General features: G+C 65.4%; 12 protein-coding genes. 8 read left to right on the forward strand and 4 right to left on the reverse strand.

Going from position 1 to position 15025, the window contains the following annotated elements:
- The first annotated feature begins 412 nt into the window (after positions 1 to 412).
- Genes AB1286_RS04565 through AB1286_RS04600 form a run of 8 tightly spaced genes read left to right on the forward strand, consistent with a single transcriptional unit; the run spans position 413 to position 6639 of the window.
- Entirely contained in the window at positions 413 to 1795 is a 1383-nt protein-coding gene (locus AB1286_RS04565) for a FliI/YscN family ATPase (RefSeq protein WP_430362143.1), read from the forward strand.
- The gene (locus tag AB1286_RS04570) at positions 1761 to 2273 is read left to right on the forward strand and encodes a hypothetical protein (protein WP_430362144.1); all 513 of its coding nucleotides are present in this window, start codon (positions 1761 to 1763) and stop codon (positions 2271 to 2273) included. The genes AB1286_RS04565 and AB1286_RS04570 overlap by 35 nt, the downstream gene beginning before the upstream one ends.
- Positions 2270 to 2677: a hypothetical protein gene (locus tag AB1286_RS04575; RefSeq protein WP_430362145.1), complete on the forward strand. Its 408-nt coding sequence runs from the start codon at positions 2270 to 2272 to the stop codon at positions 2675 to 2677. Before AB1286_RS04570 ends, AB1286_RS04575 begins: the two co-directional genes overlap by 4 nt.
- Positions 2646 to 3737, forward strand: a complete 1092-nt coding sequence (gene sctQ / locus AB1286_RS04580) for a type III secretion system cytoplasmic ring protein SctQ (protein WP_430362146.1) — start codon at positions 2646 to 2648, stop codon at positions 3735 to 3737. The genes AB1286_RS04575 and sctQ overlap by 32 nt, the downstream gene beginning before the upstream one ends.
- On the forward strand, positions 3701 to 4387 hold the full coding sequence (gene sctR, locus AB1286_RS04585) for a type III secretion system export apparatus subunit SctR (RefSeq protein ID WP_430362147.1): 687 nt from the start codon (positions 3701 to 3703) through the stop codon (positions 4385 to 4387). The genes sctQ and sctR overlap by 37 nt, the downstream gene beginning before the upstream one ends.
- 4 nt (positions 4388 to 4391) lie before the next feature.
- Positions 4392 to 4655: an EscS/YscS/HrcS family type III secretion system export apparatus protein gene (locus tag AB1286_RS04590; RefSeq protein WP_430362148.1), complete on the forward strand. Its 264-nt coding sequence runs from the start codon at positions 4392 to 4394 to the stop codon at positions 4653 to 4655.
- Between the two features lie 11 nt (positions 4656 to 4666).
- Positions 4667 to 5536: a type III secretion system export apparatus subunit SctT gene (gene sctT, locus AB1286_RS04595; protein WP_430362149.1), complete on the forward strand. Its 870-nt coding sequence runs from the start codon at positions 4667 to 4669 to the stop codon at positions 5534 to 5536.
- Entirely contained in the window at positions 5533 to 6639 is a 1107-nt protein-coding gene (locus tag AB1286_RS04600; RefSeq protein ID WP_430362150.1) for an EscU/YscU/HrcU family type III secretion system export apparatus switch protein, read from the forward strand. Before sctT ends, AB1286_RS04600 begins: the two co-directional genes overlap by 4 nt.
- 4 nt (positions 6640 to 6643) lie before the next feature.
- Here the strand turns inward: AB1286_RS04600 and AB1286_RS04605 are convergent, their stop codons facing one another.
- The 4 genes from AB1286_RS04605 to tssK all read right to left on the reverse strand — a co-directional run bounded on the left by AB1286_RS04605 (position 6644) and on the right by tssK (position 15007).
- Positions 6644 to 8845 (reverse strand): FHIPEP family type III secretion protein, encoded by a 2202-nt coding sequence (locus AB1286_RS04605; RefSeq protein WP_430362151.1) that lies wholly within the window; start codon positions 8843 to 8845, stop codon positions 6644 to 6646.
- A 72-nt stretch (positions 8846 to 8917) separates the two neighbouring features.
- A complete protein-coding gene (gene tssM / locus AB1286_RS04610) occupies positions 8918 to 12394 on the reverse strand; it encodes a type VI secretion system membrane subunit TssM (protein WP_430362152.1) in 3477 nt (1158 codons plus the stop codon).
- A 70-nt stretch (positions 12395 to 12464) separates the two neighbouring features.
- A complete protein-coding gene (gene icmH, locus AB1286_RS04615) occupies positions 12465 to 13691 on the reverse strand; it encodes a type IVB secretion system protein IcmH/DotU (RefSeq protein ID WP_430362153.1) in 1227 nt (408 codons plus the stop codon).
- Positions 13673 to 15007, reverse strand: coding sequence for a type VI secretion system baseplate subunit TssK (tssK, locus tag AB1286_RS04620; RefSeq protein WP_430362154.1), 1335 nt, complete (start codon positions 15005 to 15007; stop codon positions 13673 to 13675). The genes icmH and tssK overlap by 19 nt, the downstream gene beginning before the upstream one ends.
- Positions 15008 to 15025 lie beyond the last annotated feature (18 nt).

The following is a 15025-nucleotide window of genomic DNA, read 5'->3' on the forward strand; positions in this document are numbered from 1 at the left end:
AGGCTGCACCGATTGACCCTCACGGTCGATACGGGAAAGGGCTCCCACGCTTTAGAACGAAACTGGCGGCGGCGGCCGGCGTCGCCATCGCATCTACGGCCGCTGTCGCCTTACTCGCAATCCCGGGCGAGCCCCCCGCCTCAACCGGTGCCCCACAAGTCGTCCCGCCAGCGGCAACCTCCCCCGATCAGGCAAGCGGGACCGTGCGCATCGCTCGCGGCGCCCTCTATCCGAACGAGGCGGTTCGTCGGGCGCCTTTCTCGATCCGCAGCGCGAGCACGGGGCCCTACGGCTTCGTCGTGACCGATGACGACCACATTCTGGTTCCGGGCAGCCGCTGGCGCGCCTTCACGCTCGTGAGGATCGACGCCAACCGTGCGATCTTCACGGGACCCTATCGCGCAGAGCTGACATGGTGACCGATCAAGCGGCCGCTTCGCGCCCTTGCATAGCGACCGAGGCGCGTGGGCGTCTGGCCACGTGGGCGTCTCGCGCGCGCGATCGATTGGGCCAGGCGCACGCCGTAGCCTGCTACGGGCGCGTGGAGCAAGTCGGCACCATGCTCGTCGTCGCTAGCTTGCCGCGTTGCGCCATCGGTGACCTATGCGAGCTGCTCGTGCCTAACACGGCCGACGCTCCCGTCCTTGCCGAAGTCGTCGGTTTCGAAGGAAAACGCGCCTTGCTCGCCCCCCTTGGGCCGACCGAAGGCATTGCTTCCCATTCGCTCGTCCGTGCGCTCGGAGCGCCGCATAGCGTGCGCGTAGGGCCACATCTGCTCGGCGCGGTCCTCGACGCGTTCGGTCGCGTCATGCAACGGAGCGCTGAGTCGTTGGCTGCCGATTATTCGACGGTGCGCGTGCTCGCGGAGGCGCCTTGCGCCACGCGGCGCCCGCCTATCGACCGGCACATCGTCACGGGGGTACGCGCGATCGATGCCCTGCTGACGCTGGCGCGCGGACAACGCGTGGGCATCTTCGCCGAGCCCGGTTGCGGCAAGAGCACATTGCTCGGCGCTTTGGCGCGCGGCATCGACGCCGATATCGTCGTACTTGGGCTGGTCGGCGAGCGCGGGCGCGAATTGAACGAGTTCATCGGGCGCGAGCTCGGTCCGCAGCGGATGCGCCGCGCCGTCGTCGTGTGCGCAACGTCCGACGCACCGGCGATGGCACGTGCGCGCGCGGCGTTCACGGCAACAGCGATCGCGGAGGGGTTTTGCAATAGCGGCAAGCACGTCCTCTTGCTCATCGATTCGCTGACGCGCTTCGCCCGCGCTCAGCGCGAGATCGGCCTTGCGTCGAACGAGCCGCCGGGTCGTTTAGGGTATCCGCCCTCGGTCTTTTCCTCGTTGCCGCGTTTGATCGAACGCGCCGGCAACCGAGCGGGCGGTGCAATCACCGGCATCTATACGGTCTTGACCGAAACCGAACACGCCGATCCGATCGCCGACGAGGCGCGCTCGCTCCTTGACGCGCACATCGTCCTATCGCGCAAGCAGGCCGAGCGTGGCGAGTTCCCCGCCATCGACATCATCGAGAGTCTTAGCCGTCTCATGTCCGTTGTCGCGAGCGACGCGCACCGGCGTGACGCCGAACACGCACGGACGCTGTTGTCGCGCCACCGAGCGCTCGAATGGTTGATTACGCTGGGCGAGTATGAGCCGGGCCACGATCGCGCCGCTGACGAAGCCGTCGCACGCTACCCCGAACTCGTCGAGCTCATCAAACAAGACCTCCGTACCTCCGCCCCCTGGGAGACAACGCTTGAACAACTCCATGACTGTGTCCGCGGCATATAAATCTCGCGGCGCGTTCGATCGTCAGCTTTACCGGCTACCCGCCGAAGAACCACCCGCGTTGCGCCCACCGCTCGCGTATCCGATCTTGGCGGCGGTATGGGATATTCGTTGCGAGCGCGCCGCTCGCAACCTCGCTCACGCCGAGCGCTACCTGCGTTGCCTACGCCATGAGCAATCCCAGGCCGAAGCCCAATTGGCACGATCGAGCGAATGCGCGAACGAACTCGAACGCGATTGGCATCGCGTGCACAAAGATCGCCAGATGTTATGTCGCGATATCGAGTTCGCGCGCGCAGTGCAGTCGGGCTACGACCGTCTCGTACAGGACCAGGCGCAAGCGCTCGCCGAATACGCGAGAGACGTGGATTCGGCAAGCAAAGCGCTCATTCAGGCACGGCAACGACACGGGACGAGCACCCGCAAAGTCGAAAAATTGCGAATCTTGAGGCAGCGCTTCGACGCTCTGGATCTCGCATGATTCCCCTCGCCACCACGCCAACCGGTCGCCAGCTAGTGTCCGCGCCCGTTGCACGCCCCGTGTCGGAAGCATCGCGCCACATCGGCCCCCACGAACCATCGAGCACGCAATGGGCATACAACGTGGCGCTCGCGTGTGCAAAGGCCACGGTACCGCCGATCCCATTTCGGCAAGGCGGCATCGCAGTCGGCACGACGTACCGGACCACGCTTGCGATACCGGATCTGGGCTACGTCGGCATGACCGTCACGCATGAAAGCTCGCATCTCGTGATTCGGTTGAGCTGCACCTCGAACACAAGCTACGCATGGCTGACGATGAGAAAGCATCGGCTCGAATCCAGCCTGACTCATGTATTCGGCCGAGCCACACATGTCGAACTCGACCATGACGCAAAACGGTGAACTCGGCGAATCACACGCGGCGCCGCGGCGAAGCGCGCCGGTTCGCTTGCGCCGCATCGACGCCGTCGCTAAAACGCGCCAACGCCTCACGCAACCGCATCGCGCACAGTGCCCGTTAGCAGACGGTACTTTCGCCGAGTTGCAGATTCGCGAAAGCGTTCAAAGCACGGGGCAAGGCTTACCGCTTACCACACGCTTCGGCCCCATCATCGCCTTCGAGTACGCTCCCCTGCTTCTCGCTTTTACGGGCGTGGATACGACGCATTGCGCGACGCCATCCGCACACGCTGCGCTTGCACGCTACGCGTTCGCGGCGTTGCCGCCCACGTTCCGGGACGCCCTCGGCGATCCAACCGCCGGCACGGCCCCGGGGTGCGCGCCAATAACCGCCCCCCTCTTGAGCGTCGCCCTGTCGGTCCGCCTGCCCTCCATCGGACTCTCGATGCGACTCGCAATGACGGCTGCAACGTTGGACGCTCTGCTCGATAGCGAGTCGTGGACACGGCTTCCGCAACCCGCCGCCGCGCCCGCATGGCTTCGCCCCCTGGAAGCGCAAATCAGGCTAACCGCAGGCGATTCGATCGTGCCGATTGCCACGTTCGACAGCCTCGCGCACGGCGACGTCGTTCGGCTCACGACAACCCCGTTCGATGTAACAGGTCGCGCGACGCTCAAGCTCGGCGCCCACCTGCTGCGGCTCCGCTGGATCGATTCCTCCCGTTGTTTCGAAGTCGAAGATATGACGCATACGCCCAATCCCCTACACGAAGAACCTCGTGACCACGCTCCCCAAACAACCACTTCGTTTGCGCCGATCGATCCGGCCGCCATTCCGATTCGGCTTTCGTTCTTGCTCGGCACGCTGCGGTTGACGATCGGCGAAATCGCGAACGTGCGCCAGGGATCGCTGCTGCAATTGAGAGACGGAATGCCTCCGCAAGTCGTCATCGAAGCGAACGGGCAGCCGATCGGCGCTGGCGAACTCGTCGATTTGGATGGCAAGCTTGCAGTCGAAGTCACGCGATGGCCTCGCGCCTGCGGGCCCGCCGCAACGTCATGATCCTCGAGCACAATCCCTTCGCCCTGCTTGCGCTGCTCGGACTGCTGTCGCTGTTACCGCTGGTCGCGATCGCCACCACGTCATACCTCAAGCTCTCGATCGTCCTCGTTTTGGTTCGTAACGCGCTCGGCGTCCAGCAAGCGCCGACGACGCTCGCCCTCAACGCAATCGCACTCGTCGGAACGCTATTCGTCATGTCGCCGACCCTATCGGCGTGCATGGCGCAAGCGCAGGGGCTGACGCAGGCCCCTGCATCGGGCGCATCGCAAATCGAGGCGGGGCTGAAGATCGTCGAACCGCTAAAGCAGTTCGTGCTGCGCAACGGTCGCCCGCAAGAGCGCGATCGCTTCCTCGACATGGCACGACAGACATGGCCCGAGCCCGCCCATCGCGCGGCGAAAGCGGACGATTGGAGCATCGCCGTGCCCGCATTCGTCGTATCGGAACTTCAATCGGCATTCGAGATCGGGCTGTTGCTCTTTGTTCCGTTCGTGGTCATCGACATTCTCGTATCGAACATCCTGCTCGCCATGGGGATGCAAATGGTGCCGCCGATGATCGTCGCATTGCCGATCAAGCTGCTCCTGTTCGTGCTGGCCGACGGTTGGGGCAAACTCCTGCACGCGCTCGTGCTGTCCTATCGCGGATGAGGCCATGCCCGAATCGCTGATGTTGCTTCAGCATGCGCTGCTCTTCGCATTCAAGGTCTCCGTCGCGCTATCGCTCGCCGCCGGCTGCGCGGGGATCGTGATCTCGCTCGTCCTGTCGGTGTTTCAGATTCAGGACCAAACGCTGCCGTTCGCGGTCAAATTGGTCGTGGTCGGCGCCGCGCTCGCGATCACGAGCCACGCTATCGGCGCCGAACTCCTTCGATTGATCGACCAGGCGTTCGACCTTGCGAGCGTCGTACGGACGTGATCGGAGTACGCATGACCGGTACGATGGAAGCTGCCTTGCCGTTCTTAGCCGCTCTCGCGCTCTGCTCGATGCGATGGCTACCCGCGATCTTGTTGGTTCCGGTTTTCGGTGGCCATGCATTGAGCGGAATCGCTCGCGCCACCGTTATGCTCGCGCTGGCATTGCCGTCGACGTCCGGCGTTGCCACCGTCCTGGTGCTGGCACCGCTTCCCCTCACGCAATGGCTCGCGTTGGCGTTGAAGGAAGCGGGGCTCGGCATCGTCGTCGCAAGCCTCGTGGCGGTTCCGTTTTGGGCAATCGAGGCGGCGGGGACTTACCTCGACTATCAGCGCGGCGGCAATCCGCAAGCACTCAACCCGGCCGTATCGGTCGATGCGTCGGTTCTGGGCGGAATCCTTCAGCAAGCGCTGATCGTGTTTCTCATTTATAGCGGGGGGCTAGGCTCCGTCATCGAGATCGTCTCGACGAGCTACGCGCTCTGGCCCGTGCTCGCCAAACTACCCGCTCTCGGTCCGCATGCATGGGCGCCGTTCGGCAGGCTGCTTGCCGCAACGATGCAATTCGCGCTCACGCTCGCAGCGCCCTACCTGCTCGCGCTCGGGGCCATCGAGGCGTGCTTCGCGATTCTCTCGCGCGTCAATCCGAAATTCCCCGCGTATGTCGCGGCGCTGCCGTTCAAGAGCGTCGTCGTCATCATGCTCGTCGCGATCACCCTCCCTCGCTTGCTCACGGCCGCCCACGACCTCGTCGGCGAGCATGGGCTGCAAGTGCATCAGGTACTACGCGAGACAATCCCCGCCGATCGGGCGAGGGGCGACCCGCGTCTTCCAACGACCGCTCCCCACTCGCTCACTATCCACAACCAGGAGGAAGCTCGGTGAGCGATAAGCCGTTGCCTCCCACCGAAAAGCGTCTACGCGACGCACGCGCCGAAGGCAACGTCGCGCGCAGCGAAATCTTCGCTGGGTTCATCGGCTGCCTGCTCGCGACCGAGGCAGCGTTCGCGGTGCTCGACATCGGCATCGATCGCTGGCTCATACTGCAAGCGGCGCTATTCGCCGCGCTCGCCGAGCCCGATCGCATCCAAGCATGCCTGCGCCTGCTGCCGTATTGCGTCGCAATGATCGCCGCTTTCATCGGCCTATTCGTCGTCATCTCCGTCGCTGCCGCGCTCCTCGCCGCCTGGGTCAGCGGTAGCCTCAGCTTCGCGCCGAAGACGATCAAACCCTCGTTCAAGCGCTTCGATGCCCTGCGCCACATCAAAGGGCTCTTCGGCATGAAAAACCTCACGGCCGTCGCGCTGGCACTGACGTCGGCCGCGCTTGTCGGCACACTCGCCTATGCGTTGTCGTGCGCGCGATTGCCCTTCATCGGCGCGATGATCGAATGGCAATCGATCTCGTTCGACTTGCGTACAGGCACGGCCGCGCTACACGCCTTCGTCAGAGGCCTGCTGGCGGCGTTAGCCGTTCCGGCCGTCGTCTCGCTCGTTCTCGCCAAACGCCAACACCGTCGAGGCCTGCGCATGACGCATCGCGATCTCAGGGATGAACTCAAGCAAACGTCAGGCGACCCGGGGACGCGAGCCCGGCAGCGCGCCTCGATCACCGAGGCGCTGTTCGCCGCGGCGCCGCGCACGCGCGGACCGAACGGCCGTCGAGCGCTCGTGACCAATCCCGAACACGTTGCCGTCCTGCTCGACTACGGAGGCGACGATGCCGATCCACCGACGATCGCGGCCAAAGCAACCGACGACGACGCGATAAGGATGACGAACGATGCATTGCTCGAACGCGTGACGGTCTTTCGCTTTCGCAAGCTAGCGCGACATCTCTATCGCCGCGGCGACGTACAAGCCGCCATTCCGGACGATTGCTACCAAGCCGTTGCGATCATCTTTCGCATTGTCGAAGAGATCGAAGCGCTCGGCGAGCGGCCCAATACCCCGATCGAAATCGACGATGTCGCTTTCGATTCTCCCTAGACCGTTAAGCGTGGGGCATGCCCTCCCGAGCAAGCGCATCGCCAGCAGGCTGAGCGGTCGGCAACGACAAGCTGCCAAGGACATGCACGCGCTGCGTCGATGCAAGCTCGGCATAAGAGAGGACGTGCGTCTCGGGCAATTCATCGGCCAGCAATCGACGTAGGGGATGCCGCAAAGCTTGCGCCGTCAGCAAGACCGGCGGCGTCGTTTTCTGCGCCCCCGCCTCGCTCAGGGCGCGAACCTGGCGGGCGAGCTCGCGTGCTAAATCGGGCTCGACCGCCAGCGCGACACCGAGCGGGCCGTCCGTCGAGGCGTCGCGCAACCGCGCTTCGAGCGCTCGTTCAAGCAAGCACGCGTGCAATACGCCGCCGTGCGCGAACTCGTCGCAGATCTGCTCGCCCAACGCGACACGCACATGCTCCGCCAGCGCCGCGGCCTCCGGTTCGCGCGGGGCCCACACGATGAGCGTCTCGGCGATTTCTCGCACGTTTCTGAGCGACACGCGCTCGATGACGAGCAGCTTCATGACCTGCGCAAAGCGCGGCAGCGTCAATGCCTGCGCGAGCTCCTTGGCCATGGCGGGCATCTCGCGCTGCAACCAATTGAACACGAGCTGCGCTTCATGAATGCCGACGAAGCGCCCGGCGTGCCGTTGCAACAGCCGGCGTATCAACAATGAAAAGTAGCCGACGGCGTCGAGCGCCATTCGCCGCTCGCTGCCTTGTTCCGGCATCCGGTGCGGCTCGATCCACACCGCCCCCTCGATCAACGGGAACGACTGCGCGACGCCATGCGTTTGCAAGATGCCGCCCGTATCGTCTTGCAAACGCATGCAGACCCGGTCCCAATGCAACACGCCCGAGGCCACGACCACCTCGTGAATCGCGATTTCATACGCGTTCGCCGCTAGTCGCTCGACGTGCTCGATTTCGATGACCGGCACCGTCATACCGTAACGCATGACCAACTCATTGCGTACGCGTCGGATCGCGCGCGTCAGCGCATCGCGATGCCGTTCGGTGCGCTCGGGGTCTTCGCCGGCCGTATGCGACGAGAAGGAAACGACAATGGGCCGTAGCGGCACGATTTGCCGTACGTCGACGTCGTCGGGGACCGCCGTGGAATCGGGTGGCTTCGCGGGAGCAAGCGCGCCGGCCCGCGCTCGCGTATCCCGCCGCAGGCGCGTCACGCCGATCGCGATCATCGTCAACGCCAGTAGCACGAACATCGGCCACGGCATGCCGGGCACGACCGCGAACACGGCCATCACGAACGAGGCAAGCAGCCACGCCGCGGGCGCGCCGATCAATTGGCGCGCGATCTGCTCGCCCACGGTCGACGCCGGCGACGCGGCATCGTCGCCGCCGCGCGTGATCAGGACGGCTGCGGCGATCGCAATCAGCAAGGCTGGAATTTGAGCGATCAGCGCATTGCCGATGGTCAGAATCGAATAGCGCTCGAGCGCTTCGTCGAACGACAACCCGCGACGCGCCACGCCAATGGCGATACCTGCCGTCAGGTTCACCACGACGATCGCCAAACCCGCGATCGCGTCGCCCTTGACGAATCGCATCGCGCCGTCCATCGCGCCATGCATGCGGCTTTCGCGCGCGAGCTCTTCTCGAAGGTATTGCGCCGTTTCGGGACGCGTGAAGCCCGCCCGCAAATCGGCGTCGATCGCCATCTGGCGTCCCGGTATCGCGTCGAGCGTAAAGCGGGCGCCCACTTCCGCAACGCGCTCCGCGCCTTTGGTCACCACTAGAAATTGAACGATCGCAATGATCGAAAAAACGATCAATCCGACGACAAGATCGTCGCCCGCCACGAACCGGCCGAACGTATCGACGATATCGCCGGCATCGGCGTGCAGCAATATCGATCGGCTCGTACTGACTTCGATGCCGAGCCGAAACAGCGTCGTCAGCAGCAGTACGACTGGGAAGCTCGAAAACGAGACGGCACTCGGCAGATAGAGTGCAAGCGAGATCAGCAATACGGCGGCGGCGATATTGACGGCAATCAGCGCGTCGATGACCCATGCGGGCAGCGGCAAGATCATCATTGCCATCACGAGTGCGATCATAACCGCCGCCACCGCGTCGCCGCGCGCACCGACCCGAGCGAGCCAACGTGCGGGACGCCCGCCCAATGCGTGCCGCAGCCGCTGAATCGGCCACGATCTCGCCACCGAGGAAATACCCTTCATAAGCCCGGCCGATGAGGAAAGAATGCGTTGAGTAACCGATCTCGCAACGACGGTTCCAGCGCGCGGCCGACGCTAAAAGCCCGACGGGCAGCGAAACGCGTGCAACGCCGACACCGCGAACGGATTGACCACGCTCGACGCGGCGAGATCGAGCACCACGCTGCGTCCGTCGAGGGCAAACGTCAATACGAACCGATCGGCGGCACGTGTCTCGAGCCGGCCGAGATCCATGAGCCGGAAGAGCGCCCACGCGCCGTGCGTCTCGAAGCCATGGCGACCGTCCGCGCTCGCCGGCGCGAACTCGATGCGCGCGGCGGCCGCTCCGGCGCGGTCGGGCCATTGAAAGCGCGTCGCGCGCGGCGGGTCGTGTGCGTAATCCAACGTTTGAGCGCCGTCGGCGAGGACGAAGCGCGTCAAGCCGGCGTCCATGGCGCGCGGCGTCAGTGTGAAGCGCACGTCCATCGTCTTGTTCGGCCCGGAAAAGAAAGCCTCTCGAATATGCTCCGCGCGCTCGAGTTCGCGCAACGCGGCAATCGACATGCCCGGTGGCGCGACGTTCGGCCGCCAGACCCAAGGCGTCGCCGTAGTATCCACGTACGGTTTCAAATACGTCTGGAAGAAGGCATCGAGCAGGCCGCCGGAGGCGAACAAGTGCGCAAAATCGTCCGGTGTCACGTCGTCGCCGCCGCTGGGGAAGAACGGATAGCGACCATCGATCGCCGCATGGCAGAACGTCCCCACCTCCGAGCGCCATTGCTCGTCGATCCGGCCGCGTTGCGCCGACTGGGCCGAGGTCGTTCCCTCGCGCGCCAGCGAACCCAACATATCGCCCAGCGGCTCCGGCAACGTCACTGCGCTTTGGGTGAGTCGTTCGAGTACGTCGTCGGGGGGCATGGGCAAGCCGCTCGCATGCGCGGCATCGGCCGCGCGAAGATAGACGGCCACTTCTTTGAGCTGCGACTGAACCTCGCCGAGCGCGCTTGACCCGCCCTCGCCCGACGCCGCGACGAGCCGATGCAACGCCGCGAAATGATCGTCGACGATCGAGGCCGATGTCACACCGCCCGACGCGGGCTCGCTCGCCGGCGCCGTTGCCGCGCCTTGCAACCATTGGCGGACCCGGCGCTCGACGATACCGCCGCTTGCCGACGCCACGCGCGCCGGCTCGGCGTTCAAGCTCGTCGTCGTCGTTTCCTTTGCGGCGCGCGCGAGCAATGCTCGCAACGGCGAGTCGCGGCCCGCCAGCAGCGATACGAGCGCGGCGGCTTCGTCCGAATGCGGCAACGGCCGCAACCCAACGTCGTCGATGACCGCATCCCAGGCTTGGACGTAACCGGCAAAGTAAAGACGGTCGACGCTCGCGGCCAACTCGCCGGGTCGCACCGCAGCGGGACGCGGCCGGTTGAGCACCCAGTCGTCGCTGCGGCCCTGCGCGAGTATCGCGTCGCGCACACCGAAGTAACGACGCAGGCCCGCCAAGGTATAAGCGCCCGGTACGCCGTCGCTAAGACGCGCCCCGCTCTTGCGATAAAAGACCAAGGCCGCCGCGGGACCGGCCATGTCGGCCACCGACAGCGGCTCGGGCACAGCCGCGCGAAGGGCCGGCATCACTGCATCGAATAGACGCTGCGCCCGAGGCTGCTCGATCAGACGTGCGCGAACGTCGGCGATCAGCTTGCCGTCGAGCGGCACGCCGGGAGACTGCTTCGCGGTGTCGGCCCACGCCGCGCAGTGTGCGAGCCATGCTGTGCGTTCGCTCGACGAGAGGTCGGCCCGCGATGCGTCGTCCGCGATCCAAGCGAGGACGCTCGCTTCGTCGTAAGCCGATTTTTGGCCCAGCATCAAATAGGCGCGCAACGTATCGAATTGCTTCGACGGCGTCTCGCTCGTGCCGCGCAGCGATGCTTTCATGCGCTCGACGAGATACGGCTGGACCGTTTCGCGGAGCACGGTCGCATAGGCGGTCCTGCACGCCGCCTCCAAATGCACCTCGCGGACCAAACCGAGGCCGACGAGCCAGGCTCCGCCCGGACTTTGCCAAGCCTCGCCGCAAGGCAAGCCGCGAGCCCGATCGAGCAATGCCAGCATTTCCCGAGGCGACCGAAGATCGACGCCGGCTCGCGCAGCGCTCACCAGTGCCGCGGCGGAAGGCGCCGTGGCGGCGACGGCGGCACTGCCTTGCCGGTAAGCCACGATGAGCCCGGCTGCGGCACAAGCGAGCAACACGGCACATGCCGCCGCCATGACACGGGCCACAACGACACGCTGATGCGGCATCGCATGACGAGAGCGGGCAAGGCCACCTTCACAAAACACCACTTCACGAAAAAATCCGTCGACGAAGCAGGCGCGACCGCTGCCAGCCGCTACCGGCGACGCCTGCAAGGCGGGGGACATGGAGGCCGCTGCGGCCGATTTCCTCGGAACGGCGCAGAAATGCACGCCGCGCAGCAACGGCGTTTCGGGAGAACCCGGAGACGCTTCGAAGGCATCGCGCAGGAACTCGCTAAGCGGTGTAGCCAACGCTTTGAACGTTTCGGGAAACCCGAGCGTCATGGCGGCGCCCGAAGCATCCGAACGCACCGGCATGCGCACGACGACCTGCGCCCGCGCCCCGCGCGTCAACGATTCGAATGCCTGCAAGAACCCCGTCGTCCACGCATCGCCGAGCACATTGGCACGCAATGGAAGGACAAGCCCGAGCGGGCTCGCCCGCGCTTGATCCGACAAATCTCCGGCAAATGATTCGAAGCCGGTCAAGCGATCGCATTGCGTGACGAGTACGTACACGGGCACCCGTCGTTTCCAAAGACGCTGACATTCGCCGATGCACGCGCGCACGCTGTCGGCGTAGCCAAGGCGCCATGCGTCGTCGCCGTCTATCAACTTGCGCGCCGAGACGGCAATAACGATACCGTTCGCCGGACACCCCCGGCGCACGCGCCGCATCCTACGAATCAACGCGTGCCAGAGCGTTCGGCTTTCGCCATCGCCGATCGTCGCTTCGAAAAAGACGGCGTCTTTGCCGAACCAGCCGCGTACCGGTGCGTCCTCGTGCGCGTCGACGGCCCGTGTTGCGCGATCTTCGGCGCGCTGCCCCAAAGCGCGCGCGAGCGTCGATTTTCCGGCACCACGCTCGCCTACCACGAGATACCACGGCAGGCGATGGACGCTATGTGCGCCCCACCGCCATGCCGGCCCTCCCGCGCGAACCCAACGCAACGCGGCCGCCACGATCGCGCGCGCCTCCACGCGCGATCGGTTCTCCAATGAGCAGCGGACGGGCCGCTCGTGCGCTCGCGCGGTTCGGGCCGCGCGGGCCTCGTAGGATTTTCGCCGAACGATGCGCACTTCACGAAAGAACCGTAAGGTACGCCGCACGGCAAGCCAAATCGCCGCCGCAAGCAGACATCCACCGATCAGCTTCAGGCGCGCCGAGGTCGTCGCGAACGGCGACCGCCCGTCGAACCCCAAGCGCGGCGCTTGGAACCATATGACGGCGACGGCCGCGCCCCCAAGGACGAGCGCGACGACGGTGCGCGTGGGCACGTATCTCTTTAGTGTTTCTATCATTCTTGGCAGCCTCGCGAACGTGACAGACAAGACGACGATCGCTCGGTCATAGCGCAGCCCCGTTCGCAATGATCGTAATGACGACCCGCCGATTGCGCGCCCGATTCGCCGGCGAGTCGTTCGGCGCCACGGGTTCCGACGCGCCGCGCCCTTGCGCGAGAAAGCGTTCCGGCGCATCGGCTTGCTCCCGCAACAGATTCACGACCTCGGTCGCGCGTGCGAGCGAAAGTTGCCAATTGGTCGGCTTTCCGCGCGAAGGGGCTTCGTCGTCGGTGTGTCCCGCTACGACGATTCTCGCGTCGAATCCGCGCAGCGCAACGCCGACCCGCCGCAGCAAAGCCACACGGCCGAGCAGCACGTGTGCGCTGCCTGACGCAAACAGCGCGTCGCTGCCGAGCGTGAGGACCGCGCGATCGGCGGCGGAATCGAGCACGATGCGCCCGGCGGAAAGATCGTCCGCCAAACGTCGAGCCAGCATGTCCGCGAGCGGGTTGTCCGCGGGTGTCGAGGCCGGTGCGGGGACACTAGCCGGGACAACCGCGACGCGCGTCAACGTATCGATCACCGGCCTCGCCTGCGCGTGTTGTCGTGCTTCGAGCAACACTGTCAGCGACGCGAATGCGGCGAGCGACAGCGCGACGACCGCCCCGCATAAACGCCACCGGCCGCCTCCGCGCCAAAGGTGTTCGCACCCGATGACCGGCCCCGGCCACGCGGGCGGTATGGCGCGCTGTGCGAGGATGAGTCTTCGCAGATCGGTGCGCATCGATTCGAGTCGAGCGGCGCCCCCTTCGAGCAGGCGGTAGCGGCCCTCCATGCCGAGCGCGAGCATGACGTAGATCAGCTCCAGCACGTCGCGATGCGTGCGCGCGTCCTGCGAAAGGTCGTGCAGCAGCGAGAAGAAGCGCTCGCCCCCCGAGGTCTCGCCATGAAACAGCATGAGCAAACTCCGGCTCGCCCACGCTCCGCCTCCGCCCGCCGGCGTCGCGGCAACGATCTCGTCGACGAACGTGCACACGCAGTAACGGGCCGCCATCCGCCCGCGTTCGTCGATCTGCCCATCGGCGAGCGCCTCGTCGAACGCCTCCACCATCGCGCACAACCGGTCGCGCAGCGGCTCCAGCGCCTCTTCGAATTGACGCAAGCGCAGCGTACAGGCGAGCTCCAGTAGCGGTCGAGCCGCCTCGAGCAGCGCGTTGTGCTCGCCGAGCGCTGGGATCGGCGGCACGACGACAGGATCGATCCGCTCGCGCGTCATTGACGAATCGCCCATAGCTGTAGCTCCAAACCAGGCAAGGTGCCCGCAACGTGCATCGCGAGCGCGCCGGAGGACGCCAACTGCGGCCACAGCGGATCGTGGGCGTCGAGCGCGAAATAGCATCGCTGCGCATGGAACGGCAACTGCCGCGGCGCAGCGGGCAACGGACGCAACCCGATACCCGGCAACTGCAAATTCACCAGGTCGTCGATGGTCTCGAGCGGCCCAATTTTCAGATGCTGCGGCAAGACCGCCGCGAGCGTATCGGCGGCCATATCGGCGCACGCGGTCAGAACGAAACCGCTGCTGGCGAATAGGCTCGAGTCCGCGACGCGCGCAACATGCAGGCCGAACGCCCGCGCCTCGAGGCCGATTGCGACCGCTTGCGGATTCATCGCGTGGCTTAACGCCTCACGCACGGTCTCGATCAGCGGCGCGAAGGTTGCGGCGAGTGCATCGTGCCGGTACGGACCGCGTTCGAGGGGCCGCACCGAGCCGCGCGTCAGTCCCGGCAGTTCTCCGGCGAGCGGCAGCAACGCGCAGTAGAGCGTCTCGGGATGAATGCCCTCGCTCTGCGCCCAGTGCGCAAGCAACGGCTCGAAGCGATTGACGAGTTGCAGCAATAGAAAGTCGGCCAACTCGGCCACCGCGCCGATACCCGGTTGTGCGAGGCGTGTCGACAGCATTTGCGCACGCTGCCGTAACAATCCGACGAGTTCGTCGACGAATGCGGACAATGGCGGAGCCACGCGATAATCGAGGCAGGGTGGGATATACGCGGTGTCGAGAACGAGTCGATGATCGGCCCGGCGCTCGACGATCCGCGCTACGCCGATGGCGGTGAACGCGTCGCCGACTTCATCGGCGAACGCAAGACGCAGATGTACACGTGCTACCTGCACGAGCGCGCGTTCTCCTGTGCGTGTATGGCAATCGTCGACGGCATATTCGGCCCGCCGGTACCTTGCATACGAAACCCGATCTCCAGCCGCGCCGGTCTCGTCCGAGTCTTCTTCCACCTCCGGCACGCCCGGCCTGGCAACTGCCAGTGCCAAGACCACGGTCGCCTCGCGCCGGCTCTCCGGCACATCGATCGGCAACGGCAAATCGCCGTTTTCGGGTAGCGAGAACGGCGTCCCATCGGGCATGACACCCTCGCAAGCGCGCAGGGCGAGCTTGCCGAGCGCCAGTTGCCCAGCGTCGAGCTCAAGTACCGAAAAGCCCCATTCGTGCGGCCCCCTCGGCGCGCAGCGCGCACCGACGAGCCAGTGCGTGTACCTATCGTGCTGTTGCAGATGCTGTTGCTGCAACAGCATCCCTTCCGACCACACGACCCTATCGTTACAAAG

It is taken from the genome of Trinickia sp. NRRL B-1857 (assembly GCF_050470685.1).
Taxonomy (GTDB): Bacteria; Pseudomonadota; Gammaproteobacteria; order Burkholderiales; family Burkholderiaceae; genus Trinickia.

What these genes read in the sequence shown, in the direction of transcription:
- AB1286_RS04565 (WP_430362143.1), top strand. Translation starts at nt 413, where the DNA reads ATGGTGACCGATCAAGCGGCCGCTTCGCGCCCTTGCATAGCGACCGAG.
- AB1286_RS04575 (WP_430362145.1), top strand. Translation starts at nt 2,270, where the DNA reads ATGATTCCCCTCGCCACCACGCCAACCGGTCGCCAGCTAGTGTCCGCG.
- sctQ (WP_430362146.1), top strand. Translation starts at nt 2,646, where the DNA reads ATGTCGAACTCGACCATGACGCAAAACGGTGAACTCGGCGAATCACAC.
- sctR (WP_430362147.1), top strand. Translation starts at nt 3,701, where the DNA reads ATGGCCTCGCGCCTGCGGGCCCGCCGCAACGTCATGATCCTCGAGCAC.
- AB1286_RS04590 (WP_430362148.1), top strand. Translation starts at nt 4,392, where the DNA reads ATGCCCGAATCGCTGATGTTGCTTCAGCATGCGCTGCTCTTCGCATTC.
- sctT (WP_430362149.1), top strand. Translation starts at nt 4,667, where the DNA reads ATGACCGGTACGATGGAAGCTGCCTTGCCGTTCTTAGCCGCTCTCGCG.
- AB1286_RS04605 (WP_430362151.1), bottom strand. Translation starts at nt 8,845, where the DNA reads ATGAAGGGTATTTCCTCGGTGGCGAGATCGTGGCCGATTCAGCGGCTG.
- icmH (WP_430362153.1), bottom strand. Translation starts at nt 13,691, where the DNA reads ATGGGCGATTCGTCAATGACGCGCGAGCGGATCGATCCTGTCGTCGTG.